This window comes from Burkholderia aenigmatica, assembly GCF_048627025.1.
Taxonomy (GTDB): Bacteria; Pseudomonadota; Gammaproteobacteria; order Burkholderiales; family Burkholderiaceae; genus Burkholderia; species Burkholderia aenigmatica.
Genome location: NZ_CP184469.1, coordinates 2,653,009 through 2,679,716, shown reverse-complemented (window position 1 = coordinate 2,679,716; position 26,708 = coordinate 2,653,009). Strand labels below are relative to the sequence as shown.

The following is a 26,708-nucleotide window of genomic DNA, read 5'->3' as shown; positions in this document are numbered from 1 at the left end:
GCGCCGCATCGCGTTTGTTCTTGTGTCGATTGTTTGCGCCCGCACAATTCGCCGTGCGCGAGACCGGTACAGACTGACTGCGTCCGTGACCGCGGAACGCGGGCCAGCCATGAACCGGACGGCGACGCAAACGTGTGCGGGGTTCGCGCGCCGGCTGCGGCGCTCGTTCAACCGCCTGATTATGCGGGATTTCGGCGTTGGCCCGGCACCGGCATCGGGGCAGAGCCGGCTGCCGCGCGTCTTGCTTCCGATCCGCATGGCCGTCGATCGCATGTGGATGAAAGACGACAGGAACCCGAATAAATGTTTACCGTTGCGTGACAACTCGATATATTCCGAAAAACATATCGAAGGTCGTGGCGTCGTCTGGCGCCACGTCGTCCACCCGCTCCACGAAAGCCGGAAGAGATTCTGACCGGCATCGCCGGAGCAACGCGTCGTCGCGGCATGCGCAACCGGTGCGCACGCTTCCCGACGCCGCAATACGAGCGGCCGCCCTGCGGCATGCCGCTTCCGCAAGCCCACACTGGCATCGAAACGACGCATCGTGCACGTGCATGAGGGGTAGGTGCGTGCGGCGATCCCGTGGCTTGCGCTTGTTCGTCAGTCGGTTCTTCGTCAACACGCCGCGCGTCGCGCTGCGACGCAGGCGCGCGCGTCAACAACGTGCGTCAACAACAAAAGGAAGTGAACGTGAAAAAGACCATCGTGGCCGCGGCCGCACTCGGGATGTTCGGCACCGCCGCGCACGCGCAAAGCAGCGTCACGCTCTACGGGCTGATCGATGCGGGTATCACGTATTCGAACAAGGTCGCGACGTCGGGCGGGCACGGCAAGCTCGTCAAGTACGGCGACGGCGTCGCGTCGGGCAGCCGCTGGGGCATCCGCGGCACCGAGGATCTCGGCGGCGGGCTGAAGGCGCTGTTCGTGCTGGAAAACGGCTTCAGCAGCGGCGACGGCACGATCGGCCAGGGTGGCGCGCTGTTCGGCCGGCAAGCGTTCGTCGGCCTGTCGAAGAACGGAATCGGTTCGCTGACGTTCGGCCGCCAGTACTCGTTCTCGACCGACTACATCGGCGCGAACTACTCGATGGGCAGCCAGACGCCGGCCGGCAACTACGCGTATCACATCAACGACCTCGACCAGCTGACGTCGAGCCGCATCAACAACGCAGTGAAGTTCCAGAGTGCGAACTTTGCGGGTCTCACGTTCGGCGCGATGTACGGCTTCTCGAACTCGACGCAGTTCGCGGGCACGCCGACCACGACCGGTGCGAACGGCGCGCAGGGTTCGTCGAGCGCGTACAGCTTCGGTGCGAACTATGCGCAAGGGCCGTTCGGCATCGGCGCCGCGTACACGAACATCCGCTTCCCGAACGGTGCGACGCCCGCGTTCGGCGTGAGCATCGCGAACATCAACACGCAAGGGCTGCGCGACCTCGAGACGGTCGGCGTCGGCGCGCGCTATGCGATCGCGGCGGCGCTCGTGTGGGCGAACTGGACGCATACGAAGTTCGTGCCGCTGTCGGGCGAATCGTCGAAGCTGAACAACTACGAAATCGGCGGCCGCTATGCGTTCACGCCGGCCCTGAGCGGCGGGCTCGGCTACACGTTCTCGAAGCTCGACGGCCGCTTTGACGGCAAGTGGCACCAGGTCAACGCCGCGGTCGACTATGCGCTGTCGAAGCGTACGGACGTCTACGTGAGCGCGGCCTATCAGAAGGCGTCGGGCAGCAACACGATCAACGGCCGCGCGGTGCCGGTCCAGGCCGAGATCGGCTCGTCGGGGTCGTTCATCGGCAACGCAGGCGCGAACACGCAGTTCGTCACGCGGATCGGTCTGCGTCACAAGTTCTGATCGACCGCACACGCGAGCGGGCGCTCCATCGGGGCGCCCGTTTCGCTGTGGCGTGCGGAGAAGTGCGACTCGGCACCGGTTCGCGAATCGATATATTCTCCTGTGCATATCGAAACGACGAACGACGGAACCCACCCCCTTTCACCCGTACGGGAGCACCATCTTGAATTCGACGCACCGCGAAGCCGTCGGCGAAGCCTTTTCGCTCGACGCGATGCAGCACGCAAGAACCATGACCTGGCAGGCCGTCGACGCGATCGCCGCGGGCATCCGGCCCGGCATGCGGGAATCGGAGGCCAACGCGCTGGGGCTGAGCGTGCTGAAGGATCTCGGGATGGACCGGATCTGGCATCCGGTGCTCGTCCGCTTCGGGGAAAACACGCTGCGCACGTTCAAGGAGCGCTCGGTGGCGGACCCCGTCCTCGCCGCCGACGACATCTTCTTCATCGACCTGGGCGCGGTATGGGCGAAGCATGAAGGCGACGCGGGCGCGACGTTCGTGTGCGGCGACGATCCCGACATGCATGCGTGTGCGCGAGCGGCGCGCGCGATCTACGACGAAGTCGAACATCACTGGCGCACCACCGGCTGCGCGGGTATCGCGCTGTACGAATTCGCCGCGCAACGCGCCGACGCGCACGGCTTCCGGCTGAACGTCGACATCAAGGGGCATCGCGTCAGCGACTTTCCGCATGCGATCTACAAGGCCGGCAATCTCGGTGACTTCGATGCCGCGCCGGCGGCCGGGCTGTGGATCCTCGAAATCCAGATCGCGCACCCGACACGGCCATTCGGCGCGTTCTACGAGGATCTGCTCGTATAACGCATCCCCATCGGCTGGAAAAGCATTCGGGCGCAACGTGGTACGTCACGCCCGAATGCGTGCCGGCCCCATGCGAGGGGCCGGCACGGTCTGGCCAGGCCGTCAGATGTTGATCGTGACGGGGCCCGCGAGCGGCGTGTAGCCGTCGTCGAACAGGTACCACGCATCGTACTGCCCCGACGCCAGCGTACTGTTGGCCGTGGACGAGAACAGCAGCGAGCCGGTGCTCTTCGGCAGGTAGGCCCACGACTTGTAGCTGCCCTTGGTCGGCTGCGCGCCATGCGCAAAGATGCCGACCCAGTTCTTCGGGCTGTGACTCCACGGCGGTGCGACGTAGTCAAAGCGCAGCGTGCCGAACGTCGAGCCCTGCGACGCGAGCGACGCGACGAATTGCTTGCCGGTATTGCCGATCGCCGAATCCGTGAGCAGCGCGCCGGATTGCGTCTGCACGCAGCCGGCCACACGGCGCAGGAAGTTCGGATCGTTCGCGTCGCGGATGCTGGCGTCGTACCAGCCGCCGTCGCCATACCACGTGACCGCTTGCGTCGCACCGGCCGCGACGGTGAACGACTGCCGCGTGTTCATCCCGTATGCGTTGTCGGTGAGCTGGAACGTCGTCGCGTTGGACCCGGCGGAATTGTCGAGCGTGATCTGCACGTTGCCGTTCGCGACGTCGTAGCACAGGCTGATTTCGGCGGTCGATCCCGTGTTGCCGGACGAACCGATGCTGCCGCGGAACGTCTGCAGGAAGCCGTTCGGCCCGTAGACGGAATAGTCGTAGCTGCCGCCGCTGTTCAGCGCGAGCGAGTCCGACAGGTTCGCGCACTGGGTCGCGCCGGCCGCGATCGTGTAATGCCGCGGGATCGTGCTCGTGCCGTCGACCCACGCCTGCAGGTGGACGCCCGCGGTGCCGGTGTTGGTCATCGTCAACGCCAGCGCGTTGCCGGCGCGGTTGACCTTGCCTTGCACGAAGAACTCGTAGGGCAGGCGGCACGCGGTGCTGCGGCCGGTGGTCTGCGCCGGCACCGCGGTGGTGGTCGGGTAGGGGATCAGGACGGCCGGGCCGTTCGGGTTCATGTTGCTCGCCGGCGGCTGGATCGCGGGCACCGTCTGGTCGGCGTTCGAGAAATCGAAGGCCGACGTCAGGTCGCCGCACACCGCGCGTCGCCACGGCGAGATATTGGTTTCCTGAAACCCGAAGCGCGCTTCCAGGAACCGGACCACCGACGTGTGATCGAAGACCTGCGAATTCACCTTGCCGCCCTTCGACCACGGCGAGATCACGAACATCGGCACGCGCGGCCCGAGCCCGATCGGCACGTCGCCGCTGGCCGAGCCGTCCGATGCGCTGCCGCTGCTGGCGACGAATTCCGCGGCCGTCGAGACGGTCGACTGCCCGGTGCCGGCCGCGGAGCTGGCCGGGACGGCGGGCGGCACGTGATCGAACAGGCCGTCGTTCTCGTCGTACATCACGAGCAGGACCGTGCTGGCCCAGACCTTCGGATTCGAGGTCAGCGCATTCAGCACGTTGCTCACGTACCATTCGCCGCCGCTCGCGGCCCACGACGGATGCTCGCAGTACGCGTAAGGCGCGGCGATCCATGACACTTGCGGCAACGTGTCGTTCGCGACGTCGGCCTGCAGCTGGCTGAACAGGTTCGTGTCGTATTCCTTGCCGCCGCCGCTCGGGTCGATCTGCGTGCCGTTGAGCGCGGGCGCGAGCGGATCGTTGGCGCCGAGGTTCTGGTACTGCTTGAAGTTGAGAACGATGTTGTCGCCGTAGTTCCCGTTCCACCACAGCGTGCTGCCGGCGCTGTTGGAATTGCCGTACGCATGGCCGGAATCCAGGCCGTTGCCCTTGTCCTGATAGAACTTCCACGTGACGCCGGCCGCGTTCAGCCGTTCCGGCAGGGTCGTCCAGCCGGTGCCGGTCATCGTGTTGTCCGTGTACGGCGAATAGCCCGCCACGTTGCCGCAGCAGCCGGTCCACAGATACAGCCGGTTCGGGTCGGTCGGGCCGAGCATCGAGCAGTGGTAGTCGTCGCACACCGTGAACGCGCTCGCCAGCGCGTAGTAGAACGGGACGTCGTTCTGCGTGAAGTAGTACATCGTGCCGCTGGTCTTCGCGCCGGTCCAGTTGTCGTAGCGGCCGTTGTTCCAGGCGCTGTGCGTGGTGCCCCAGTCGTGAGGGAGGTCGCCGTAATAGGTGTCGCCGTTCGCCGTGCCGGAGGGCGGCGACGGGTTGAACGGGAACACGTAGGACAGCATCCAGGGTTGGCGCCACACCGGATACCCGCTCGAAATCACGACCGGCCGCGGATCGCCGAAGCCGCGCGCGCCGCCCAGCGTGCCGAGGTAGTGGTCGAACGAGCGGTTTTCCTGCATCAGGATCACGACGTGCTTCACGTCCTGGATCGTGCCGGTGACGGTGGCCGCCGGAATGGCCTGCGCGTGCGCGATGCTTTCGGGCAGCATGCCCGTGATCGCGGTGGCACCGGCGAGCTTCAATGCATCGGCGAGGAACTGACGTCGGGTTGTGGGTTTGTTTTGCATGATCGCTCTCTGTCTTGGATGGCTGGCCTTGCGGCCGGCGTCGGTCAGTGGCACGCGCTCGCGCAGTGCAGGACGGGCGTGGACGCCGAGCCCGGTGCGGCCGCACGCGCGGCCGCCACGTTGGCCGCGGTGCCCGAGTCGCCATCGCCGCAAGCGGCCAGCGTGCACAGGAGCGCGATCATGAAAACGCCGCGCCAGTGCGGAAAGCGACTTTCCGACTGGTGCGAGTTGACGATTGGCTTTCTATTTGATTCGAATCGGATTCCTGAATGATCGGGACGGTTGCTGCGTGCTCCGTATTTCATTACCCCTCCAGACATGAAAAATGAATCGCAGAGAATAGCGCCCGAATCAGAACAACTTCATGACAGGCCACCCGCGCGTGCCTGCCACTTGCAACAGCCTGGAGTCGGGATTGGTGGCGACCGGGTGCGTGACGTAATCCAGCAGCGGCACGTCGTTGAACGAATCGCTGTAGAAGTAGGTGCGTTCGAAATCGGACGGCGCGTAGCCGAGTGATGCCAGCCACTCGGTGGTGCGCACGATCTTCCCTTCGCGGAAGCTCGGCACGCCCGTACTGCGCCCGGTAAACGCACCGTCCGGCGTGCCGTCATCGGTATCGAGCTCGATGCCGAGCAGGTGCTCTATGCCGAATTCCGCCGCGATCGGCCGCGTGACGAAGACGTTGGTCGCCGTCACGATGCAGCAGAGATCGCCGTTCTCGCGATGGCGGTCGACCAGCTCGCGCGCCTGCGGCGTGATCGCCGGACGAATCACTTCGTCCATGAATCGCGCATGCCAGCGTTCGAGCACCTTGCGCGGATAACGGGTGAGCGGCGCGAGCGTCACGGCGAGATACGCGTCCATGTCGAGCGTGCCGGCCGCATAGTGGCCGTAGTGCTCGTCGATCAGCGCCACATGCGCGTCGTCTTCCCGCCAGCCCACTCGCGTGATGAAGCGGCTCCAGGCCTGGTCGCTGTCGAGCGGCAGCAGCGTGTGGTCGAGGTCGAACAGCGCGAGATTCTTGTACATGGGGGCTCCTTGTGTTGCGTGTTCATGCGCCGATGAGCTTCTCGATCGCGTCTTTCGCGTTCTTGCCGTCGATGGTCGCGACGCCGTCGAGCCACTTCGACAGCACGCCGGGGTTTTTCTTCGCCCATTCCTTCGCGACCGCGACCGGATCCGCGTGATTCATGATCGGCACCATCAGCTGGTTCTCTTCGTCGGTCGTGAACTTCAGGTTGGTCAGCAGTCGGCCGACGTTCGGGCAGCGTTCGAGGTAGCCGGGCGTGACGAGCGTATAGACCTTCGCCGAGCCGTAGTTCGGGCCGAACACGCCGTCGCCGCCGTCGAGATAGGCGATCTTGTAGTTGATGTTCATCGGATGCGGCTCCCACGCGAGGAACACGATCATCCGATGCTCCTGCACCGCGCGTGTGACCTGGACGAGCATCCCGGCTTCGCTCGATTCGACCAGCTTGAAGCCGCCGAGCCCGAACTCGTTCTTGTCGATCATCCGCTGGATCAGCGCGTTGCCGTTGTTGCCGGCGCCGATCCCGTAGATCTTGCCGTCGAGCTGGTCGCGGAACTTCGCGATATCGGCAAAGCTCCTGAGGCCCTTGTCCGACGCGTATTGCGGCACGGCCAGCGTATAGCGCGCGCCGACCAGGTTCGGTTGCGGCAGCTGGTGGACGGCGCCGGCATCGACGAACGGCTTCACCGTCGGCGTCATGCTCGGATCCCAGTAGCCGAGGAACGCGTCGATCTGTGCCTTCTTCACGCCGGCGAGCACGATCGGCGGCGACGCGATCGTCTTGGTCGCCTCGTAACCGAGCCCGTCGAGCAGCATCATCGCGACGCCGGTGGTGGCTGCGATGTCGCTCCAGCCGACATCGCCGAGCGTCACCTTTTTGCAGACGTCGCCTTCCGACGCGTGAGCGGGGGCCGTCGCCAGCGCTGCCAGCAGTGTTGCGGCCAGCATCCATGCCTTCTTCATCATGTTGGTCTCCTAATCAAGTGTTCCGGATCGTGTTGCCTGAATGGTCTGACGATTGATCGTACTGATCGGATGAAACAAACGAACTTGGGTCTGGCTTTGTAGTTTTGCGTACCGTATATTAGAACGCACAAATTCGCAAGATCGCACAAAAATACAACTCGCCGGTTGCCGGGCTTGGCAACCGGCGGGCGAAGGCAAGGAGAGTCGGGCGGCGGCCCTCGCGGGCCGTGCTTCATCAGGTAGACCAGGCAAAGCAAGGAGACCTCGCATGATCAGTCAGCTGGAAATCATTTCTCGCCTGTTGCTGGCGGCATTGCTCGGCAGCATCGTCGGCATCGAGCGGGAGCGCCTGTCGTGGGCGGCCGGCTTGCGCACGCACATGCTGGTGGCCGTGGGCGCCGCGCTCGTGATGATCGTGTCGGCGTTCGGCTTCGCGGATATCCAGAACGCGAAGAACGTGTCGCTGGACCCGTCGCGCGTCGCCGCGCAGGTGGTGTCGGGCATCGGTTTCCTCGGTGCCGGGTCGATCATGCTGCGCGGCGAGATCATCCGCGGCCTGACGACCGCGGCGAGCCTGTGGGTCGTGGCGGCGGTCGGGCTGGCGGTGGGCGGCGGCATGTATGTGGCTGCGATCGCCGCGACGGCGATCGTGCTCGCGATCCTGGCCGGCCTGAAGCCGATCGAGAAGCGCTTCTTCGCCGCGCGGCAGCGCTGGGGCGTGCGCATCCTCGCGAGCCGCGGCGCCGTGAAACTGACGTCGCTGCAGGCGATGCCCGGCATCGACCAGGCGCGCATCGTCCAGTTCATCATCGAACAGGACGATGCAGCGCCAGACGACGACCGCATCCACGTGGTGTTTTCAAAGATGACGAGCAGCGAGGTCCAGGCGGTCCGTCAATCCCTGCAGACCCTCGTCGGCATCAAAAAGATGGAGGAGAGCGCAGCATAGTTCGCCGTTCGAATAACATTGACGTTCATTCCGAGGACATTCCATGTGGCAAGAAGAGCGATACCAGAGGATCCGGCTTCTGTTATCGAAGATGCAGCGCGTTTCCACCGACCGGATCATGGCCGACCTGAACGTGTCGCGGGAAACCGTGCGCCGCGATCTCGTCGACCTCGAGGCGCTCGGTGAACTGAAGCGCGTACACGGCGGCGCGGTGCAGGTGGGCGACGAAGCGCCGATCGCCGAGCGCGCGCAGACGCACGTGAAGGCGAAGCTGGCGATCGCCCGCGCGGCGGCCAGGCTGGTCACGGGCTCGCAGACGTTGTTCATCGACGCGGGCACGACCACGACGCTGCTGGCCGAGGAACTGGCGAAGCTGTCGGGCCTCACGATCGTCACGAACTCGATCGACGTCGCACTGAAGATGCGGTCGAGCGACCCGGCGCAGGCGAATAACGAAACGATCCTGCTCGGCGGGATGATCGGCAGCCGCGCGGCCGCGACCGTCGGCGACGGCACGGTCGCCGAAATCTTTCGCTACCGCGCCGATCTCGCGCTGCTGTCGCCGGTGGGCGTCGATGCCGTCCGAGGCGCGACCAACTACGACCGGATGGAAACCGAAGTGGCGCGCGCGATGGTCGGCAACGCGGCGGACGTCGCGATCCTGGCCGATTTCAGCAAGCTCGGCACGAACAGCCGGATCAGCTTCTGCGAGCCGGCGCGGATCGGTGCGCTGGTGACGGACTCGAAGGCGGAATCGGTCGACAGCTTCAAGAGCCTCAAGAAAGTCATCAAGAACATCGTGCTGGCGTAGTGCCGGGCAGCGTGGGGCACGATCGGCCGCCGTTATGTCGCCCATGCGGCGCGCATGCTGTCGGCCGGTTTTTTAGCGGCGTAATATATCCATCGATACAACGCAGGCACGCCTACCGGCGGGCCGTCATGGAGGCGGGCGATGGAGATGGCAGGGACGGCGGCGCCTTCGGCGCATCAAGCGGCAACGGGCTCGATCGCGCTGACGGGCGCATTCGAGCGGCCGATGACGGTGACGCTCGACGACCTGCGCCGGCACGCGAGCGCGACGGCCGAGCCGTTCGACCTGCGCTGCTTCACGACCAACCGCTTCATCCGCTCGGTCGCGCCGTATCGTGGCGCACGGCTGAAGGACCTGCTCGATGTGGCCGGGCTGCGCAACGACGCGCCGGGCGACTTCAAGCGCATGGTGTTCATCGCGCATGCGCATGACGGCTACGCGGTCACGTTTTCCTGGCATGAACTGTTCAACACGCCCGTCGGCGAACACGTGATCGTCGCGTTCGAATGCGGCGACGCGCCGCTGTCGATCGACGACGGCGCGCCGCTGCTGTTCTCGGGCGCCGACCTCCTGCCCGCACCGCGCCACGTGAAGCGACTGGCCGGCATCGTCGCGCGCGTGCTCGAGGTCTGAGCCGGCACGCAGGCGGCCGCGTGCGCTGCACCGGCCATCGTGTATGCTTGCCCGCATCGTTCAAAGGGCGGGACAACATGAAGACACCGGCACACCCCAAGCCTGAGGTGCGGTTCAGGATGCGTATCCAGCAAGCCGACACGATCGCGCTCGGCCCGGGCAAGGTCGCGCTGCTCGAAGCCGTGCGCGAGCACGGGTCGATTTCGGCGGCGGCGCGCAGCCTGAAGATGTCGTACCGGCGTGCGTGGTTGCTGATGGACGAGCTGAACCGCTCGCTGAAATCGCCGGCGACGGTATCCGAGCATGGCGGGCAGAGCGGCGGCGGCAGCGTGCTCACACCGGTCGGCGAGGAGATCATCCGCCTCTATCGCGAGATCGAGGCGCGTGCTTACGCGGCTTGCGCCGACGAAATTACCGCGCTCACGAAAATGGTGCGGCGCTGAAAGTGCGCGGCATGTGCGCTTGCCCGGAGGCCTGTTCAGGCTGACGGCGGGCTTTCACTGGCCCATGAAGGGCAGCGCGCAAGGACAGCGGCGACGCGAACCGGGCCCTAGCCGTGCCGCAGGCAGAAGCGCGGCGTGTCGCCCGTGGCGGCATCCGGAGCCATCACATCGCGCGCCTGCGCATCGAGCCGCCCGATCAGCTCGACGAAGCTGGCGACGCTCGCAGTCCGCAGCGGGTAGTACGCGATGTGGTGGCGTTCGCAGATGCGCTTGAGCAGGTTCATCGAATCGTGGTCGATACAGTCGACCGGGAACACGACCATCTGCGCGCCCGGTAGCGCCGCGGCCAGCAGGCCCTTGCGATCCTCGATGCCGCCGTCGTGCAGCGTCATGTCGCCGCCCGCCGTTTCGACGATCCGCTTGATCGCCCGGTTCGAGCCGGGGCGCCCGCCGACGTACACCAGACGCGTGCCCTGAAGGATCGACAGCGGATCGGCCGCGCGTTCGGCCGGGTCGTCCGCCGACGCCTGCACCGCCTGTTCGATCGCGCTCGCTTCGGCGCGCAGCGTCTTCACCATCGCCATCAGGTCGTCGAGCCGCGCGCGCATCGCGCGGGCGCTCGCCTGTTCCGCGGCGATCCGCTGCTCGGCCGCCTCGCGGCGGCTCGTGTGCAGCGCGAGCCGTTCGTCGCGTGCGGCCAGCGCTTCGCGCAGTTCGTGTACTTCGTCGCGCAGTACGCTTTCGGCCGCCAGCGGCTGCGCGTGCTGGCGTGCGGCGAGGGCATCCCGTTCCTGCAGTGCCGCGTCGCGCTGCGTGCTCATGTCGTGCAGGCGCACCTGCTGCCGTTCGAGCTTCGCGTGCAGCGCCGCATTCTCTTCCTCGAGCGCGACCAGCCGCCGGATATCGGCGCGATTGGCCGCGCCGACCAGGTGCGACAGCATGTGCAGGTCGCCGAACGCGGCCTGGCGCACGCCCATCGTCGTGCGCGGATGCGTCATCAGCGCCCAGTACGCGGGCGGAATGTCGCCGCTCTTCAGCGCTTCCTTCCAGCGCGCGAGGAGTTCGTCCGCGTCCTTCGCGCTGTCGAATGCGCGGATCGCGCCGGCGTAGCGTTCGTCGAGCGCCTTGTGCAAGGCCTTGGCGCCAGCGGTGCCGCCGATCGCGAGCTCGACGGCTGCGTGATGGATGTCGAGATCGGTCGCGTGCTGACGGTCGAGGTCGGTGAACTTCGGTACGAGCCTGCGCAGTTCGTGGGTGGTCAGGCAGGTGCCGATGATCGAGCAGTGCAGGTTCGCATCGAGCTCGGACAGGCGCGCGCGGCGCTTCAGCTCGGTCAGTTGCGCGCGTGACGGCGCACAGCATGCGTCGACCCGCGTGCCGGTTGCCGCGGGCAGGTTACCGCCGGGCGACGAGAGATCCGCCGTGCGGGCAAGGCGAAAGGGCGGAGCGTGCATGTTGACCTCTGTCCGGCGTGGTCGGGCCGGAGACGGATGCGCGAAAGATTCGCGAAATATACCACGGAATATAACGCACGAAATTCCGGGGAAATCACGGAGCAAGGCCGCGTCGCGCGGTCAGCAGAGCGCGCTTGAATGGTCGGTGAGCGATAGTGCGGACGGGGCCTCGGACGAAACGGGGAGCGATGCCTGCGCATGACGCGCCATCACGTACTCGACGCACAGCCCGACGAACAGCAGGTCGACACGCTCCAGCGCGGCGACCGCGTCGCGCATCGCGGCCGGGTCGTTGCTGAACGAATCGGAGAACACGTCGTCGCGCGTGCGTTCGAGGCGGCGCGCGTGGCCGATCGCCCGTTCGAGTTCGGACAGACGCGTGAAGCGGGCGGTGCGAGCATGGTCTTCGAGCGTCGACAACAGGTCACGAAAGCCCAGGGCGGACAGCGCGTCGTCAGCATGCGCGGCCGAGAACATCAGGATGAAGCGCACGACGCTGCCGCGCAGGCGCCGGAACGCGTCGACGACATCCGTGACCTGCTGCGCGCGCGCGTCGCTCGACAGCGGCCTGAGCGCGCGGATCTTGCGCGCGAGCGGCTGTTCCCGTGCGGTGCGCTGCGGGGCGCGATCCGTCGGCGTGCGGGGCATGGTGAGTCTCCGGAAATGCAGGTATCGATATATTCTACGGAATATATCGAGTGCGCAGAAAAAGACGGCACCGTCGATGAGACACGGTGCCGTCAACGGCCTGAACGGCCGACTGGTCAGTCGATGTTGCTCACGGCCGTTCCGAACGCGGCCGTGAAGCGGAGGTACGCGCCGTCGGGCACGAGGATATGCACGGTGGCCGCGCACATCCGGCCCGCGTGCGTGAACGCGCGTACGCCTAATGCTGCCGCGTGAGCGCCGCCGGCAGCACGGCGGCCCGGGCGCCGGCCGTTTCGTCCATCGTCGTCCGGCCGCCGTCCCGAAAGAACCCCTGCTCGGCGGTATTGTTCATCACGAGGATGCTGATCCGGCGATTGGTCGGCTCGTCCGCCACATTCTTGTCGAGTGGCAGGACATCCGCGAGCCCGCGCACCTGCAGCAGCTTGTCTTCCCGCAACCCGCCCGCGACCAGCGCGCGCCGCGCGGCGTTCGCACGATCGCTGGAGAGCTCCCAGTTCGAATAGCCCGTGGGGCCGTCGGGATACGGCGTCGAGTCGGTGTGCCCGGCAATCGACACGCGGTTTTCGACATCGTCGAGTGCCGTACCGATCTGGGTGAGAATCGCGGTGGCATAGCCTTCGGGTTGCGAACTGCCCGACGCGAACATCGGGCGCTTGAGCGAATCGACGATCTCGATGCGCAAGCCCTCGTTGGTGATCGCGATCCGGATCTGGTCCTGGTACGCGCGCAACGACGGGCTTTGTGCAATCGCCGCGGTCAGCTTCGCCTTCAGGCGTTCGAGCTTGTGCGTGTCGACGATGCCGGCGAGTGCCGCAGGCGCGCTGGCTGGCACCGGTTGCGTTTTCGAGTCGATCGCCGGTGCGGGATCCGACAGGTCGCGGCCGCCTCCTTGCACGACGCTCGGACGCGGTGCCTGCGCGTCCTGCCCGCCGGACAGGAGCGTCGACAGCGGCGTGTTGAAGTAATCCTCGATCCCCTGCTTGTCGTACTTCGAGACCGAGCCGAGCAGCCACATCAGCAGGAAGAACGCCATCATCGCCGTGACGAAATCGGCGTAGGCGATTTTCCATGCACCGCCATGGTGGGCGTCGTGGTCTTCGCCTTTCCTGCGGCGCACGACGACGAGCGGGGCCTGTTTCGACGGATTGGAGCGACTGTCGGCCATGGCGCCTCCGTTACGCTGCCTTGGGCGACTTCGTCGCGCGGACGGCCTCGTCGAGCTCCTTGAAGCTCGGGCGATCGGCCGTGAACAGCACCTTGCGGCCGAATTCCACTGCCACCGCCGGTGCGTAGCCGCTCATCGACGCGAGCAGCACGGCCTTCACGCACTGGAACGGCTTGGCCGCCGCGCGGCCTTTCGCATGGAGCAGATCCGCGAGCGGGCCGACGAAGCCATACGCGAGCAGGATGCCAAGGAAGGTGCCGACGAGCGCGCCGGCGATCATCTTGCCGAGCACGGCGGGCGGCGCGCCGACCGAGCCCATCGTATGCACGACGCCCATCACCGCGGCGACGATGCCGAACGCCGGCAGGCCGTCCGCCATCTTCTGGATCGCGTTGGCCGCGACCGACGCCTCCGCATGGTGCGTATGCAGCTCTTCATCCATCAGGTCCTGCATCTCCAGCACGTTCACGTTGCCGCCCGACATCATCCGCAAGTAATCGACGATGAAGTCGAGCAGGTGATGGTCGCCGAGCACATGCGAATACTTCTGGAACAGCGGGCTTTGCTCGGGCGCGTCGACGTCGGCCTCGAGCGCCATCATGCCGTCCTTGCGGGCCTTCTGCAGCAGCTCGTACAACAGGGCGATCAGTTCGACGTATTGCTGCTTCGTATAGCCGCCGCCCTTGAAACAGGTCGGCAGGCTCTTGATCGTCTTCTTCAGCGTCGTGACCGGATTGCTGACGACGAACGCACCCAGCGCCGCGCCGAAAATGCATAGCAGCTCGAACGGTTGCAACAAGGCCGGCACATGGCCGCCTACGCCGACAAAACTGCCGATCACCGACCCGATCACGACGATCCACCCGATGGCTACAAACATGATTCCCTCATCCGCGACTTGCGCTGCTGTATCCGTTGTTCAAAAGCGAGCGGGGCGCCTGGCTGTCCCGCTCCGTGCCCGCGATGGCCTCGGGTCGCTGCGTGTCGGATGCGAACCGGGCCATCGTCCCGATGCGCTGCAAAACGACGCCAATCGGCGGGTGTTGATGCAATAACGGCGATCGTCCGGACAACTGAACCCGTGATTCCACGTATCAAGGGCGTCGCATGCGTTGCATACGTTTGCGCGTGCCGATGTGTGCGGCTTTCTTGATCGAGGTCAAATAATGCGTTTCCGTCGCGAGAATTTCCGTATGAATGCGACCCGGAAAGAGGGTCGCCAATGACGTCACCCTCCCCAAAAGACGCTCACGCCGGGATGCCGGGATGCCGGGGCGCGCAGCGCGCATCGTCGTCCGCGGCTGGATCCGCGTGCCGGCAGGGTTTTCAGCAGGACATCCGGGGCGCCGCACGATCCATCATGGCGAAAGCACTGTCGCAGCCAACTGCAGGAGGGCGCACCGTGACGTCCGATCCCACTCCCTCGACCGCCTTCGTGTTCGCCGGCGGCGGCAGTCTCGGCGCGATCGAGGTCGGCATGCTGCGCGAGCTGGTCGCGAGCGGCGAACGGCCCGATTGCGTCGTCGGCGCGTCGGCGGGCGCGATCAATGCCGCCTATTTCGCCGGCCGGCCGGACGCGGACGGTGTCGCGATGCTCGCCGCGCTGTGGTGCAGGATCCGCCGCCAGGACGTCATGCCGTTCTCGTTGCGCAGCATCATCGCGATGCTGCTGCGCAACCGGCCGCATCTGGTCGACGCCGATGCGCTGCGTCTGCTGCTGGAAAAGAATCTGCCGTACCGGCGGATCGAGCAGGCCGCGCTGCCGCTCCACATCGTCGCGACCGACGTGCTGAATGGCCGCGAAGTCGTGCTGTCCGCCGGCTCGGTCGTGGATGCCGTGCAGGCCAGCACGGCAATTCCCGGCGTGTTTCCGTCGGTCAGCATCGGCGGCGTGGAACTCGTCGACGGCGGCGTCGCGAACAATACGCCGATCTCCGTTGCGATTGCGCTTGGCGTCAAGCGGATCGTCGTGCTGCCGGCCGGGTTCGCCTGCGCGTTGCGGGTCCCGCCGCGCAGCCCGATCGCGCATGCGACGCACGCGCTGACGCTCGTGATCGCGCGGCAACTGGTGCGCGATCTGGCGCTGTACGCGGCACACGCGCACATCCATGTCGTGCCGCCGCTCTGTCCGCTCGACGTCTCGTCATACGATTACTCGCAGTGCGCGCAGCTGATCGACAAGGCCGCGGAACGCACGCGCGCATGGATCGACGCGGGCGGGCTCGCGGAGTGTGCGATTCCCGGCGAGCTGCGCGAGCACGATCATGCCGCGGCGCGGTCGCATTGACGGTTGCGCACGCGCCGTGCAAACGCATGGCTGACGAACGCCGGCTGCCGGGTCTCTCCCCGGCAATCGGCAAAAAAAACGGCACCGTGCACGTGACACGGTGCCGCCAACGGCCTGAACGGCCGCCCTGGTCAGTCGATCGCGCGCATCGCGTGGCGCAATTCCTGGTAGCTACGCAGACCTGCAACGCCGAGTTCGCGGCCGATGCCGCTGAGCCCGAAGCCGCCCCAGCACACGTGCGGGTAGATGAGCTGCGGCGCGTTGATCCATACGAGCCCCGCGCGCACGCGCTGCTGGAATTGCTTGGCGATGGCCGCATCGCGCGTCACGACGGTTGCGACGAGCCCGTAGCGCGTGTCGTTCGCGAGCGCGATCGCTTCGTCGTCGGTACGGAACGATTTCACGCACGCGACGGGGCCGAACACTTCATCGGTCCACAGCGGGTTGTCGGCGGCCGGTTCGGCGATCACGACGGGCGCCATGAAGAAGCCGTCGCCGCCGGCATCCGTCACGCGGCCGCTGAAGGCGACGCGTGCGCCCGCATCGATGCCGTGCTGGAGCATCGCTTCGACGCGCGTACGCTGCGCGGCCGAGATCAGCGGCCCCATCGCGACCTGTTCCGCCGCGGGCGGCGCGACGACGAGCGCGCGCACGGCGGTCTCGAACGCGGCCATGAAGCTGCGGTACACGCTGTCGTGCACGAGGATGCGCGCGGTGGCCGAGCACATCTGGCCCGCGTTCGTGAAGGCGCCCGCGACGGCGAGCGACACCGCGACGTCGAGATCGGCGTCGTCGCGCACGATCAGCGACGACTTGCCGCCGAGTTCGAGCGTCACGCGCTTCATGTCGACGGCGGCGGCCTGCATGACCTTGCGGCCGGCCGCCGTGCTGCCGGTAAACGAGATCTTGTCGATCAGCGGATGCGCGGTCAGCGCCGCACCGACCTCGGCGCCGCCGTTCACGACGTTGACGACGCCGGCCGGCACGCCGGCTTCGGCGACGATCTCGAGCAGTGCGTGTTCGGTCGGCGACGTGAGTTCGGACGGCTTCAGCACGACCGCGCAGCCGGCCGCGAGCGCGGGCGCGAGCTTCCACGCGGTCGTGACCATCGGGAAGTTCCACGGCATGACGAGCGCCGCGACGCCGACGGAGTCGTAGAAACGCTCGGCCGTGACGGCATCGCTCGGCAGCGCGACCGGCTCGGCCGCGAACAGCGCCGGGTCTTCGCACAGCGTCGCGTAGTACGCGAACGTCGCGGCGACGTCGCCGACATCGGCGTCGGCCTCGAACGGCGGCTTGCCGCTCACCTGCATCTGCAGCGCGGCAAGGCGATCGCGCGACGCTTCGACGCGCTCGGCGATCGTCGCGAGCATCCGGCCGCGTTCGGCGGGCGGCGTATCGCGCCAGCCAGCGAACGCGTCGCGCGCGGCGCGCACCGCGGCGTCGACGTGCGCGGCCGTCGCGAATTCCTGCCAGCCGATCGCAGCCCCCGTCGACGCGTCGAAGATCGGCGCGCCGGGCGCGTCGGCCTGCGCGCGCACGGGCTGGCCGGCGATGTGCGCCGCGGGCAGCACGAACGTGGCGGTGGATCGGGAAAGCTCGGCGGTGGACATGAGGGTCATCCTGTCGGTCGGGTTAGCGGTAGGCGACGCCCGGCATCACGCAGAGCATCTCGAACGCGAGGTTCGCGCCCGTGAGCGCGGTGGTGCCGGTCGGATCGTACGGCGGCGCGACTTCGACGAGGTCCGCGCCGACGATGTTCAGGCCCTTCATCCCGCGCACGATCTCGAGGCCCTGTTGCACGGTGAGGCCGCCGATTTCCGGTGTGCCGGTGCCGGGCGCGAACGACGGATCGAGGCCGTCGATGTCGAAGCTCAGATAGACGGGCGTGTCGCCGACGCGTTCACGCACCTGCGCCATCAGCGGCGCGAGCGACTTGTTCCAGCATTCTTCCGCTTGCACGACGGTGAAGCCCTGCTGGCGGCACCAGTCGAAATCGTCCGCGTGGTAGCCGGTGCCGCGCAGGCCGATCTGTGTGACCTTGTCGCATTGCAGCAGCCCGTCTTCCACCGCGCGGCGGAACGGCGTGCCGTGCGCGATCTTCTCGCCGAACATCGTGTCGTTCACGTCCGCGTGCGCGTCGACGTGCACGACGGCGACCTTGCCGTACTTCTTGTGCAGCGCGCGCAGGATCGGCCACGCGATCGTGTGATCACCGCCGAGCGTGATCGGCCGGCAGCCGTTCGCGACGATCTCGTCGTACGCCTCTTCAATGCGGCGCACCGAGTCCTTCAGGTCGTACGGATTGGTCGCGACGTCGCCGATGTCGGCCACCTGCAGCGAATCGAACGGCGCCGCGCGCGTGGCCATGTTGTACGGGCGCAGCAGCACGGATTCGGTGCGGATCTGGCGCGGGCCGAAGCGCGAGCCCGAGCGGTTCGACGTGCCGAGATCGAGCGGCACGCCGACGAAGCACACGTCGAGGCCGTCGGTCGTTGCGGCTTGCGGCAGCCGCATCATCGTGGCGATGCCGCCAAAGCGCGGCATTTCGTTGCCGCCCATCGGTTGATTCAGTTCGCGGGGCATGGGCCGTCTCCTTTTTCTGAGGTAAAGCGATCGGCCGATGGTAGAGGAGAACGTCCGCGCGAAGATTTTGAAGTCGCAACGTTTACATCGACGGCTCTCGATGCAAGTGGCGCCGCCGCATCGACGCGGCGCAACCGAACGCGGCCGCGCGGGTGCGGCCGGGCGGTTCAGCGCGGGATGGCGGGCGGCGCGGTGCCGTCGTGCGAGCCGGTGGAAGGGAACGCGGTGGTGGCCGAACCCCACGCGGCGAGCTCGCGCTTCGTGCGCACGCCGAGCTTTGCGAACGCGCGCTTCACGTACGACTCGGCCGACGCGACGCGCACGCCGAGGATCTCGGCCGTTTCGGGCACGGTCTTGCCGGAGAGCAGGTGCTTGCAGGTTTCGTATTCGCGTTTCGACAGCTTCACGCCGTCGGCCGCGATTCGCGTATCGAACTGCGCGAGCGGATGGACCTCGGGCGTCGGGTGTGCGACGCGCCGTGCGGCCGTGGTCGACGCATGCAGTTCGAGCAGCGGGAACAGCATGTCGCTGATGCTGCGAAAGCGGTTCATCTCGGCGAGCGTGAACGGCGGCCGGTCGCGGCCGCGCTCCAGCGCGATCGAATGCTGCGCATAGCGGGTGCCGCGTGCGAGCACGCATTCGTGCCCGATATGCACGTCGTCGAACAGCCGCTGCCGGAATTCGCCGGGCGGGATCGCGGCGATGTCGCGAACCACCAGCATCGTGCCGGTCTTGCCGCGCAGCCCCGCGAACAGCGGGTCGCTGTCGAGAAAGCGCTCGTAGTAGAGCGTCATCACGTCGGAGATTTCGGTGGATTCGGTATCGATGCCACTGCTGCCGATCCATTCGCATCGATAGCCTGTGGGCATCGAGCCGTCGACGCGCGAACGTTCGACATGCGCGACGTCGAGCGGCACCACGTCATTGAGCAGTTGCGTGAGGCGCGGCACGAAGTGCGGCGTGCCGACCGTCTCGATCAGCTCGCCCAGCGCCTTGAACGACACGTTGAAACGGTCGTTGTCGCGGTGGAAGGGGTTCACGTTGAGCAGCATGCGGTTCCCCGGGTGAAAGGCGGGCGCGATTTTAGCGGTTGCAACGGAAAACGTCATTAGGGGAAACACCGTCGGTTGTCCTGCCGACCCGTTTGCCCCGGAAAACACCGCTTGTCCCCCCTGGAGGGGGGCATACCGGGGCAGTGTAAATGAGTAACTTTGTCTCTGCTTTTTCAATCAAGAGACGAAAGATTCAGATGACCAAACTGATCAAGGACATCCTGCCGCTCGGCGCAGGCATCGGCGAATTCACGAAGCTCGACTTCGGAATGGACGAAAGCGACTGGCGCGCGGCGGAAGGCAAGAGCGGCAACTACCTCATCGGCTGGTGGGAAGGGAAGGTCGGCTCGGTGGAGTTTCCGGAAACCGCGGCCGACGAGGCGGTGTGGCTCGTCGAGGGCCGGATCGCACTGACCGACGTCGAAGGCAACCGCAAGGAATTCACGCCGGGCCAGGGCTACCTGCTGCCGGCCGGCTTCGCGGGCCGCTGGGAGACGATCGAGGACGCGAAGAAGTTCTACGTGCTGCTCGAGAAGTCGTGATGTCCGAAGCCGCCGCCGTGGTGTCGTCGTCCGTGTGACGCGCACCCGGCGGTGGTTTCGTTTTTCGCGTGTGATGGCTGGGATCATGGAAATGGAAGTCAAAGCAAGAGAGACTGCGCCGGTGCAGGCGCACGCAATGCGTGGCGCGCCGGTCGCACTGGGCGTCGAGGCGGCGCTCGCGAATACGAAGCTGTTCCCGTACTGGCTCGACAACCCGGCGGCGCCTGCGACCGAGCCGGAGCTCGTCGGCGACGTGACGGCCGATCTGCTGATCGTCGGCGGTGGCTTCACGGGGCTGTGGGCGGCCGTGCAGGCGAAGGAACAGATGCCGCACCTGAACGTGGTGCTGATCGAGGCCGGCAAGGTGGCGCACGGCGCGTCGGGCCGCGCGGGCGGGATCATCTCGACGTCGGTGATGCACGGGCTGCCGAACGCGGTGCGCGTGTTCCCGAACGACATCGCGCAGCTCGAGGCCTTCGGCCATCACAACCTCGACGGCTTCGAGGAGACGCTGAAGCGCTACGACATCGACGCCGATATCGAGTGGAACGGCGAGATGACGGTCGCGGTCGATCCCGAGCACATCGCGCACCTGAAGGGCGATTACGACCTGCATCGCGAGTACGGCCACAACGTCGTGCTGCTGAATCGTGAGGAAACGCTCGAACAATTGAATTCGCCGCTGTTCGCGGGCGCGCTGTGGTCGCGCAACCGCAGCGGCATCGTGCATCCGGCAAAGCTCGCGTGGGGGCTGAAGCGCGCGGCGCTGAAGCTCGGCGTGAAGCTGTATGAACACACGCCGCTCGTGACCGTGACCGACGAAGGCAGCACGGTATTCGTGAAGACGCCGAAGGGCAGCGTGCGTGCGCCGCGCGTCGTGTTCGGCAGCGGCACCGCGAAAGTCGGGATTCCCGACATCAACCGTCGCGTGATGCAGGTGCGCGACCACGTGCTCGCAACCGAGCCGCTCACCGACGAACAGCTCGCGCGGATCGGCTGGAAGAATCGCCAGGGCGTGTACGACACGCGCACGCAGCTCAACTATTTCCGCCTGACGAAGAACAACAACATCATCTTCGGCGGGCTGGTGAGCTATCACTTCGACGGCGATCCGGAACCGCACCAGGACGGCCAGCGCGAAACGTACTACCGGCTCGCGGAAGCGTTCTACCGCACGTTCCCGCAACTGTGCGACGTGCGCTTCTCGCACGCGTGGGGCGGCCCGATCGACTACTGCTCGCGCGGCTCGGTGTTCGCGAAGCGCTATCTCGGCGACAAGGCCGTGTTCGTCGCCGGCTATACGGGCTTCGGCGTCGCGGCGAGCCGGTTCGGCGCATTCATGGGGCTGAACATCCTGTTCGATCGCGACAGCCCCGAGCGCAAGCTCGACATCGCGAACCAGAGCCCGAGCTACATCCCGCCGGAACCGATGCGCTGGATGGCCGCGAAGATCACGTTCCATGCGTTCGATGGCGCGGATGCGGAAGGCGGCTGGAAGCGCGCATGGATCAGCGGCATCAAGGCGATGGGCTTCCCGATGTAAGCGACGACGGGGCGGCCCCGCGCCGGGCCGCCCCGTCGTAGCGACACCCAAAAACGATCCCCAGAGGAGACGGTCCGCGCCGCGGACACGGAGAGAGACACCAGATGAATGTAGTCAACCTGCAGGATGAGGCGCGACAGGAAAACGCGCTGTTCGTCGTCGTGATGCTGCTGCTCGGCATGCTCGGGCCGACGGTCTTCCTCGGCCTGCCCGCGATCGTCGGGCAGGTCGAGCGTCATTGGGGCTTCGGCGAAGCGGCGCTCGGGCTGTCGAGCTTCATCGAGGTGCTCGGCGAATCGACGGGCACGCTGCTCGTCGCGTTCGTGCTCGGCCGCCAGCCGGTCCGGTGGGTGCTCGCGGGTGCGGTGACGCTTGCGGCCGGCGCGAACCTCGGCACGCTCGCGACGCACGGGCTCGTCGCCTATTCGGCGTTGCAGTTCATCGCGGGCGTCGGCTCGGGCGGGCTGAACGGCATCGCGTTGCGCTACCTGTCGTATTCGCGCGCACCGGAACGCAATCTCGGGATCATGCTGATGGGGCAGGTGACGTGGAGCATGGTGCTGCTCGCCTACATCTTCCCGATGCTGAGCGACACGTGGGGCGCGCACGGCGTGTTCGGTTTCGTCGCGTGCGTGCTCGGCATGTTCGTGCTCACGACGCCGCTGTTTCGCCGCGGCGAGACGATGGCCACGCCAGCGCCGGCCGGCGTCGCCGGCCGCATCGACCGCAAGGGCGCGATGCTGGTGCTGTGCGCGCAGCTCGCGCTGTACGGCGGCGTCGGCGTCGTGTGGACCTTCCTCGAGAAGATCGGCACCGCGGCGGGCCTGAGCGGCAAGTCGGTGTCGCTCGTGCTCGGCATCGCGAACATCGCGAGCCTCGTGATCTGCGCGGCGATGCCGAAGCTCGGCGCGGGCGCGGGCCTGCGCCGCTGGGCGCTCGTGAATCTCGGCGGCTGCGCGGTTGCGGCCGTGCTGCTCGCGCTGCCGGCATCGGCGGCGACGTTCACGCTCGGCGCGATCGTCTTCATCGGCTGCTGGACCGGTGGCGCGCTGCTGATCTACGCGACGATTCCGCAGTACGACCTGGTCGGCAAGTCGGCCGCGCTGTCGCCGGGCTGCGTCGCGCTCGGCTATGGCGTCGGCTCGGTCGCAGGTGGCTCGCTGATCGAGAGCGCAGGCACGCAGTCGGCGCTGATCGCGGCGATCGTGCTGTGCGCGGTGGCGTTCCTCTGTTACCGGCGGCTGCGGCCGGCCGTGTTCGGGATGGCGCCCGTGCTCGCAGCGGCATCTGAATGAGGGTGGCGACGCGTGCCGCTGCCGATGGCGGCGCGCGGTCGGTCTGGTTCATCGGCGCAGGCGGCGGGCGTGGCGTGCGATGCGCGTCGTGCTGGCCGGCCGGGTAACGCGCACACGCGCAGCGGCTTGAAGCATGTTCTCGAATACTTCCGATCTCGATCTCCGGCTCATCCGGGTCTTTCTGGCCGTCGTCGACGCACGCGGCATCACGGCCGCCGAGGCGTCGCTCGGCGTGCGGCAGTCGACGATCAGCACGCAGCTGTCGGCGCTCGAAGCGCGCGTCGGCTTCAAGCTGTGCGATCGCGGGCGCGGCGGCTTTCGCCTGACGTCGAAGGGCGAACGCTTCGCGGCCACCGCGCGCACGCTCGTTGCGGCAACCTCCGAATTCGTCGCGCGCGTGCGCGACATCGATCGCAAGCTGGTCGGCACGCTGTCGATCGGCCTGATCGGCCAGGCGCCGCTCGTCGAGAACGCGCGCGTGGCCGATGCGATCGGCGCATTCCGCAAGCGCGACCAGGCCGTCACGTTCGCGATGAAGGTCGCGTCACCGCAGGAGCTGGAGGAAAGCCTCGTCAACAACCAGCTCGATCTCGCGATCGGCTATTTCTGGCATCGCGTGCCCGGGCTGCTCTACACGCCGCTCTTTACCGAGCAGCAGGTGATCTACTGCGGGCGCGGGCATCCGCTGTTCCATGCGTCGCGGCCCGTGACGGCGGACGACCTGCAGCTTCACGACTGGGTATGGCGCACCTATCCGGTGCCGGAGGAGCAGTATCCGCTGCCCGAGCGGCGCGTGACCGCGAGCGCGGACAGCATCGAGGCCGCGACGATCCTGATCCTGTCGGGCGGGCATCTCGGCTACCTGCCCGCGCATTACGCGGAGCCGTTCGAGCAGCGCGGGCTCGTGAAGGCCGTTGGCCGCACGACGTTCAGCTTCGACGTGCCGCTGCATCTCGCGATGAAGCGCAGCGCAAGCGACAAGCCGATCGTCGACGCGTTCTGCGAGGACCTGCTGCGCGCATTCAACATCAAGGCGGCCGCGCTGGCCGCGTAAGCACGCGCCTGGCGTTCAGCAGTCGACCAGCACCCAGTCGAACAGCTCGCGGCGCGTGCGCACGCCGAGCTTCGCAAACGCGCGCTTCACGTACGACTCGGCCGTCGACAGCTTCACGTCGAGCTGCTGCGCGGCCTCGGGCACCGAGCGCCCGCACAGCATCAGCCGGCAGATCTCGTGCTCGCGGCGCGACAGCTGCACGTCCTGCCGTTCGAGACGCGCGTCGAAGCTCGCCTGCGACGCGGCATTCACTGACACCGCCGCCACCCGCCGCGCCGCGCAGGTGCGCGCATGCAGCTCGAACATCGGGAACAGCAGGTCGACCATCTGCCGGAAGTGGAACAGCTCGTCCGTCGTGAACGCGGCCCGGCCGACGGTGCGCGCGAGCCCCAGCGCGTATTGCAGATGTGCGTTGCCGTGCACGAGCAGGCATTCCTGCCCGATACCGGGCTCGTCGAAGATCCGGCGGCGGAACTCGCCCTGCGCGATGCCGTCGACATGGCGCTGCACCAGCAGCGTGCCGGCCTTGCCGCGCAGCGGCGCGACCAGCGGATCGACCTGGCAGTAGTCCTGGTAATAGACATCCATCACGCGCAACGTATCGGCCGCGAAACGCAGGCTGCCGCTGCCGAGCCATTCGACGACGAAACCCGACGTGCTGCCCGTATCGGCGCGCCAGCGTTCGAGATGCACGGCATCGGCGTCGATGCTGTCGTTGACGAACTCCGTGACCGCGCCGACGAAATCCGGCGTGCCGACTGCGCGCAGCGTCGCGCCGAGCGTGTCGGGGCGCACGCCGATCAGGTAGTGGCCGCGGGCGGCCGGGTCGGGCTGGAGAAGTCGCATGGTCGGGCGTGGGCGGTCAGGGGACAGCGCGACGTTACGCGAACGCCGTGCACGCGTCAGCCGGGAATTCACCGGATTCGCGCGGTGGATTTCGCGCGTTGTCCCCAAAACGATGACAAGACCGTGCGCGCGGTGGCCGGAATTCGCCCGAGCCCCCGCGGCGGGGGGGCATACCGGCGCGAATCGTCTGCCTATAGTGAAAGCACTTCGAAAACCTGATCACCAGAAAGGACAGGCCATGCAGATGCAACCGACGCACGCCGCGAAGGATTCGACACCGGCGGATTTCATCCTCACCAACGCGAAGGTCTACACCGTCGACCCGCACAAGCCCTGGGCTCAGGCCGTCGCCGTGCGCGGCGGCCGGATCGTCCACGTCGGCGATACGGCGGCCGTGCAGGCGTACATCGGTGCGGATACGAAGGTCGTCGACGCGGCCGGCCGGCTCGTGCTGCCGGGCTTCGTCGAATCGCACTGGCACTTCGAGACGACCGCGTTCGCGTTCCAGGCGTTCGTGAACTACGAGGATCCGCAGCAGGTGCTCGGCGCGCTGCGCGACTACGTCGAATCGCATCCGGACGAGCCGGCGATCACCGGGATGGGCTGGATCCAGGCGACGATTCCGCCGGCGCTGCTGCGCAAGGAGACGCTCGACGCGATCTGCGCGGATCGCCCGGTGTGCCTGCTGTCGACCGATTTCCATTCGATGTGGGTGAACTCGAAGGCGCTGGCGATCGCCGGCATCGACGCATCGACGCCGCCCGTGCAGGAAGGCGCGAGCTGGTTCGAGAAGGACGCCGTGACCGGCGAGCCGACCGGCCTGATCGTCGACGGCGCTGCGTATTCGCTGGTGTTGCAGCGGATCAGCGCGGCCGGCTTGCTGCCGACCGGCATCGACCTGTACCTGAAATCGATCCCGCCGTGGCAGAAGAAGCTGTGCGCGGCCGGCGTGACGACCGTGTTCGATGCGGGCTTCTTCGACGCGAGCGGCGACCAGTCGCTGCTGTACGAGACGCTGCAGACGATGGAGCGCGCGGGCGACCTGAAGCTGCGCGTGGTGGGCAGCGTCGCGGTGATCGGCGAGATCGACGATCCGGTCGGCACGCTCGTCAAATACCGCGAGCGGTACGATTCGCCGCTCGTGAAGGCGCGCGCGCTGAAGCTGTTCCTCGACGGCACCGAGGCGAACCACACCGCCTACCTGCTCGAACCGTATGCGGACCGCCCCGACACCTGCGGCGCGCCGACGATGCCGGCCGATACGTTCAACCGCTACCTGGTCGAAGCCGATCGCGCGAACGCGAACGTGATGGTGCATTGCGTGGGCGACGCAGCCGTGCGGATGGCGCTCGACGGCTTCGACGCGGTCAACCGCACGAACCCGCCGCGCGACCGCCGCCACGTGATCACGCATGCGTTCCTCACGCATCCGGACGACATCCCGCGCTTCCGCCGCACGGGCGTGATGGCGAACACGCAGCTGCAGTGGGGCGTGGTCGACGCGTACACCGAGCAGTTGCGCGACCACTACGGCCACGCGCGCTGGAGCAACATGTACAAGTTCCGCACGTTCCTCGACGAAGGCGTGACGGTGTCGATCGGCATGGACGGCCTCGCGTGCCAGTGCCGCTGCCAGCACAAGCCGCTCGAACACATCGAGTCGGGCCATACGCGCCAGCTCGCGGGCGAGCCCGATGCGCCGGTGTTTCCGGACCTCGCCGAGCGCCTGAGCATTCCGCAGCTGATCGCCGCGTACACGATCCACGGCGCGTACCAGCTCGGGATGGAGCACGAGGTCGGCTCGCTCACGCCCGGCAAGCGCGCGGATCTGGTCGTGCTGGAAAACGACCTGTTCGAAGTCGGCCAGTACGACATCGGCCGCATCGACGTCGCGCTGACGATGATGGACGGCCGCATCACGCACGTGGGCGAGGACTTCGGCGTGCGCACGGGCGTGCAGGCCTCCTGAGCGGTTTTACGCTGACGAAGCGGCAGCGGAAGCTTTCAAATCGCTTCCGTGTTGTGCCGATCGGGGCCGCCGTCCGGAACCGGAGGCCCCGATTGTGCGGCGTGTCCCCCTATTGGCAGGGCAGACCGGCCAATTTCCTCTGGCTACATTTTTCCGGACCGAAGCACACACCGTTCAT

General features: G+C 66.9%; 25 protein-coding genes. 13 read left to right on the top strand and 12 right to left on the bottom strand.

Annotation, left to right across the window (positions count from 1 at the left end):
* Positions 1-109 precede the first annotated feature (109 nt).
* From ACN8ZM_RS29025 to ACN8ZM_RS29015, 3 genes are all read left to right on the top strand, one after another.
* The gene (locus ACN8ZM_RS29025) at positions 110-415 is read left to right on the top strand and encodes a hypothetical protein (RefSeq protein WP_420211473.1); all 306 of its coding nucleotides are present in this window, start codon (positions 110-112) and stop codon (positions 413-415) included.
* 278 nt (positions 416-693) lie between these two features.
* Positions 694-1,857, top strand: coding sequence for a porin (locus ACN8ZM_RS29020; protein ID WP_089453848.1), 1,164 nt, complete (start codon positions 694-696; stop codon positions 1,855-1,857).
* A gap of 163 nt (positions 1,858-2,020) precedes the next feature.
* Entirely contained in the window at positions 2,021-2,680 is a 660-nt protein-coding gene (locus ACN8ZM_RS29015; protein WP_420211472.1) for a M24 family metallopeptidase, read from the top strand.
* 102 nt (positions 2,681-2,782) lie between these two features.
* On the opposite strand, the gene ACN8ZM_RS29010 is transcribed toward ACN8ZM_RS29015, so the two are convergent.
* From ACN8ZM_RS29010 to ACN8ZM_RS28995, 4 genes are all read right to left on the bottom strand, one after another.
* The gene (locus ACN8ZM_RS29010) at positions 2,783-5,233 is read right to left on the bottom strand and encodes a phosphocholine-specific phospholipase C (protein ID WP_420211471.1); all 2,451 of its coding nucleotides are present in this window, start codon (positions 5,231-5,233) and stop codon (positions 2,783-2,785) included.
* Positions 5,234-5,277: 44 nt separating this feature from the next.
* Positions 5,278-5,415: a hypothetical protein gene (locus tag ACN8ZM_RS29005; protein ID WP_226127085.1), complete on the bottom strand. Its 138-nt coding sequence runs from the start codon at positions 5,413-5,415 to the stop codon at positions 5,278-5,280.
* Between the two features lie 169 nt (positions 5,416-5,584).
* Complete coding sequence (locus tag ACN8ZM_RS29000) at positions 5,585-6,265, bottom strand: HAD family hydrolase (protein ID WP_301766779.1); 681 nt, start codon at positions 6,263-6,265, stop codon at positions 5,585-5,587.
* A gap of 22 nt (positions 6,266-6,287) precedes the next feature.
* The gene (locus tag ACN8ZM_RS28995) at positions 6,288-7,232 is read right to left on the bottom strand and encodes a choline ABC transporter substrate-binding protein (RefSeq protein WP_420211470.1); all 945 of its coding nucleotides are present in this window, start codon (positions 7,230-7,232) and stop codon (positions 6,288-6,290) included.
* 268 nt (positions 7,233-7,500) lie between these two features.
* Between ACN8ZM_RS28995 and ACN8ZM_RS28990 the strand changes: the two genes are divergently transcribed.
* The 4 genes from ACN8ZM_RS28990 (at position 7,501) to ACN8ZM_RS28975 (ending at position 10,068) form a co-directional block, all read left to right on the top strand.
* Positions 7,501-8,181 carry an MgtC/SapB family protein gene (locus ACN8ZM_RS28990; RefSeq protein ID WP_043178727.1) on the top strand — a complete coding sequence of 227 codons (681 nt, stop codon included), beginning with the start codon at positions 7,501-7,503 and terminating at the stop codon, positions 8,179-8,181.
* 43 nt (positions 8,182-8,224) lie between these two features.
* Entirely contained in the window at positions 8,225-8,992 is a 768-nt protein-coding gene (locus tag ACN8ZM_RS28985; RefSeq protein ID WP_301766781.1) for a DeoR/GlpR family DNA-binding transcription regulator, read from the top strand.
* A 141-nt stretch (positions 8,993-9,133) separates the two neighbouring features.
* Positions 9,134-9,625 carry a molybdopterin-dependent oxidoreductase gene (locus ACN8ZM_RS28980; protein ID WP_420211469.1) on the top strand — a complete coding sequence of 164 codons (492 nt, stop codon included), beginning with the start codon at positions 9,134-9,136 and terminating at the stop codon, positions 9,623-9,625.
* A 119-nt stretch (positions 9,626-9,744) separates the two neighbouring features.
* A complete protein-coding gene (locus tag ACN8ZM_RS28975) occupies positions 9,745-10,068 on the top strand; it encodes a winged helix-turn-helix domain-containing protein (RefSeq protein ID WP_043178724.1) in 324 nt (107 codons plus the stop codon).
* Between the two features lie 107 nt (positions 10,069-10,175).
* Here the strand turns inward: ACN8ZM_RS28975 and ACN8ZM_RS28970 are convergent, their stop codons facing one another.
* From ACN8ZM_RS28970 to motA, 4 genes are all read right to left on the bottom strand, one after another.
* Complete coding sequence (locus ACN8ZM_RS28970) at positions 10,176-11,522, bottom strand: DUF2325 domain-containing protein (RefSeq protein ID WP_420211468.1); 1,347 nt, start codon at positions 11,520-11,522, stop codon at positions 10,176-10,178.
* A 120-nt stretch (positions 11,523-11,642) separates the two neighbouring features.
* Positions 11,643-12,170, bottom strand: coding sequence for a hypothetical protein (locus ACN8ZM_RS28965; RefSeq protein WP_420211467.1), 528 nt, complete (start codon positions 12,168-12,170; stop codon positions 11,643-11,645).
* A gap of 238 nt (positions 12,171-12,408) precedes the next feature.
* On the bottom strand, positions 12,409-13,356 hold the full coding sequence (gene motB, locus ACN8ZM_RS28960; protein ID WP_420211466.1) for a flagellar motor protein MotB: 948 nt from the start codon (positions 13,354-13,356) through the stop codon (positions 12,409-12,411).
* 10 nt (positions 13,357-13,366) lie between these two features.
* Entirely contained in the window at positions 13,367-14,236 is an 870-nt protein-coding gene (gene motA / locus ACN8ZM_RS28955; protein WP_089453833.1) for a flagellar motor stator protein MotA, read from the bottom strand.
* Positions 14,237-14,758: 522 nt separating this feature from the next.
* On the opposite strand from motA, the gene ACN8ZM_RS28950 reads away from it, so the two are divergent.
* A complete protein-coding gene (locus ACN8ZM_RS28950; protein ID WP_043179234.1) occupies positions 14,759-15,643 on the top strand; it encodes a patatin-like phospholipase family protein in 885 nt (294 codons plus the stop codon).
* Positions 15,644-15,774: 131 nt separating this feature from the next.
* Here ACN8ZM_RS28950 and ACN8ZM_RS28945 read toward each other — a convergent pair whose 3' ends face one another.
* The 3 genes from ACN8ZM_RS28945 to ACN8ZM_RS28935 all read right to left on the bottom strand — a co-directional run bounded on the left by ACN8ZM_RS28945 (position 15,775) and on the right by ACN8ZM_RS28935 (position 19,281).
* Positions 15,775-17,256 (bottom strand): aldehyde dehydrogenase family protein, encoded by a 1,482-nt coding sequence (locus ACN8ZM_RS28945; protein WP_420211465.1) that lies wholly within the window; start codon positions 17,254-17,256, stop codon positions 15,775-15,777.
* Positions 17,257-17,278: 22 nt separating this feature from the next.
* Positions 17,279-18,229: an agmatinase gene (gene speB, locus ACN8ZM_RS28940; protein ID WP_043178716.1), complete on the bottom strand. Its 951-nt coding sequence runs from the start codon at positions 18,227-18,229 to the stop codon at positions 17,279-17,281.
* Between the two features lie 167 nt (positions 18,230-18,396).
* Positions 18,397-19,281 carry a helix-turn-helix transcriptional regulator gene (locus ACN8ZM_RS28935; RefSeq protein WP_301766793.1) on the bottom strand — a complete coding sequence of 295 codons (885 nt, stop codon included), beginning with the start codon at positions 19,279-19,281 and terminating at the stop codon, positions 18,397-18,399.
* A gap of 197 nt (positions 19,282-19,478) precedes the next feature.
* Here ACN8ZM_RS28935 and ACN8ZM_RS28930 point away from each other — a divergent pair, with 197 nt between their 5' ends.
* The 4 genes from ACN8ZM_RS28930 to ACN8ZM_RS28915 all read left to right on the top strand — a co-directional run bounded on the left by ACN8ZM_RS28930 (position 19,479) and on the right by ACN8ZM_RS28915 (position 23,715).
* Complete coding sequence (locus ACN8ZM_RS28930) at positions 19,479-19,823, top strand: cupin domain-containing protein (RefSeq protein WP_027789860.1); 345 nt, start codon at positions 19,479-19,481, stop codon at positions 19,821-19,823.
* An 85-nt stretch (positions 19,824-19,908) separates the two neighbouring features.
* The gene (locus ACN8ZM_RS28925) at positions 19,909-21,366 is read left to right on the top strand and encodes an NAD(P)/FAD-dependent oxidoreductase (protein WP_089453828.1); all 1,458 of its coding nucleotides are present in this window, start codon (positions 19,909-19,911) and stop codon (positions 21,364-21,366) included.
* 104 nt (positions 21,367-21,470) lie between these two features.
* Entirely contained in the window at positions 21,471-22,661 is a 1,191-nt protein-coding gene (locus ACN8ZM_RS28920) for an MFS transporter (RefSeq protein WP_420211464.1), read from the top strand.
* A 133-nt stretch (positions 22,662-22,794) separates the two neighbouring features.
* Positions 22,795-23,715 (top strand): LysR family transcriptional regulator, encoded by a 921-nt coding sequence (locus tag ACN8ZM_RS28915; protein WP_039353976.1) that lies wholly within the window; start codon positions 22,795-22,797, stop codon positions 23,713-23,715.
* Positions 23,716-23,730: 15 nt separating this feature from the next.
* On the opposite strand, the gene ACN8ZM_RS28910 is transcribed toward ACN8ZM_RS28915, so the two are convergent.
* Entirely contained in the window at positions 23,731-24,561 is an 831-nt protein-coding gene (locus ACN8ZM_RS28910; RefSeq protein ID WP_043178701.1) for a helix-turn-helix transcriptional regulator, read from the bottom strand.
* A 238-nt stretch (positions 24,562-24,799) separates the two neighbouring features.
* On the opposite strand from ACN8ZM_RS28910, the gene ACN8ZM_RS28905 reads away from it, so the two are divergent.
* On the top strand, positions 24,800-26,530 hold the full coding sequence (locus tag ACN8ZM_RS28905; protein WP_420211463.1) for an amidohydrolase: 1,731 nt from the start codon (positions 24,800-24,802) through the stop codon (positions 26,528-26,530).
* Positions 26,531-26,708: the final 178 nt, after the last annotated feature.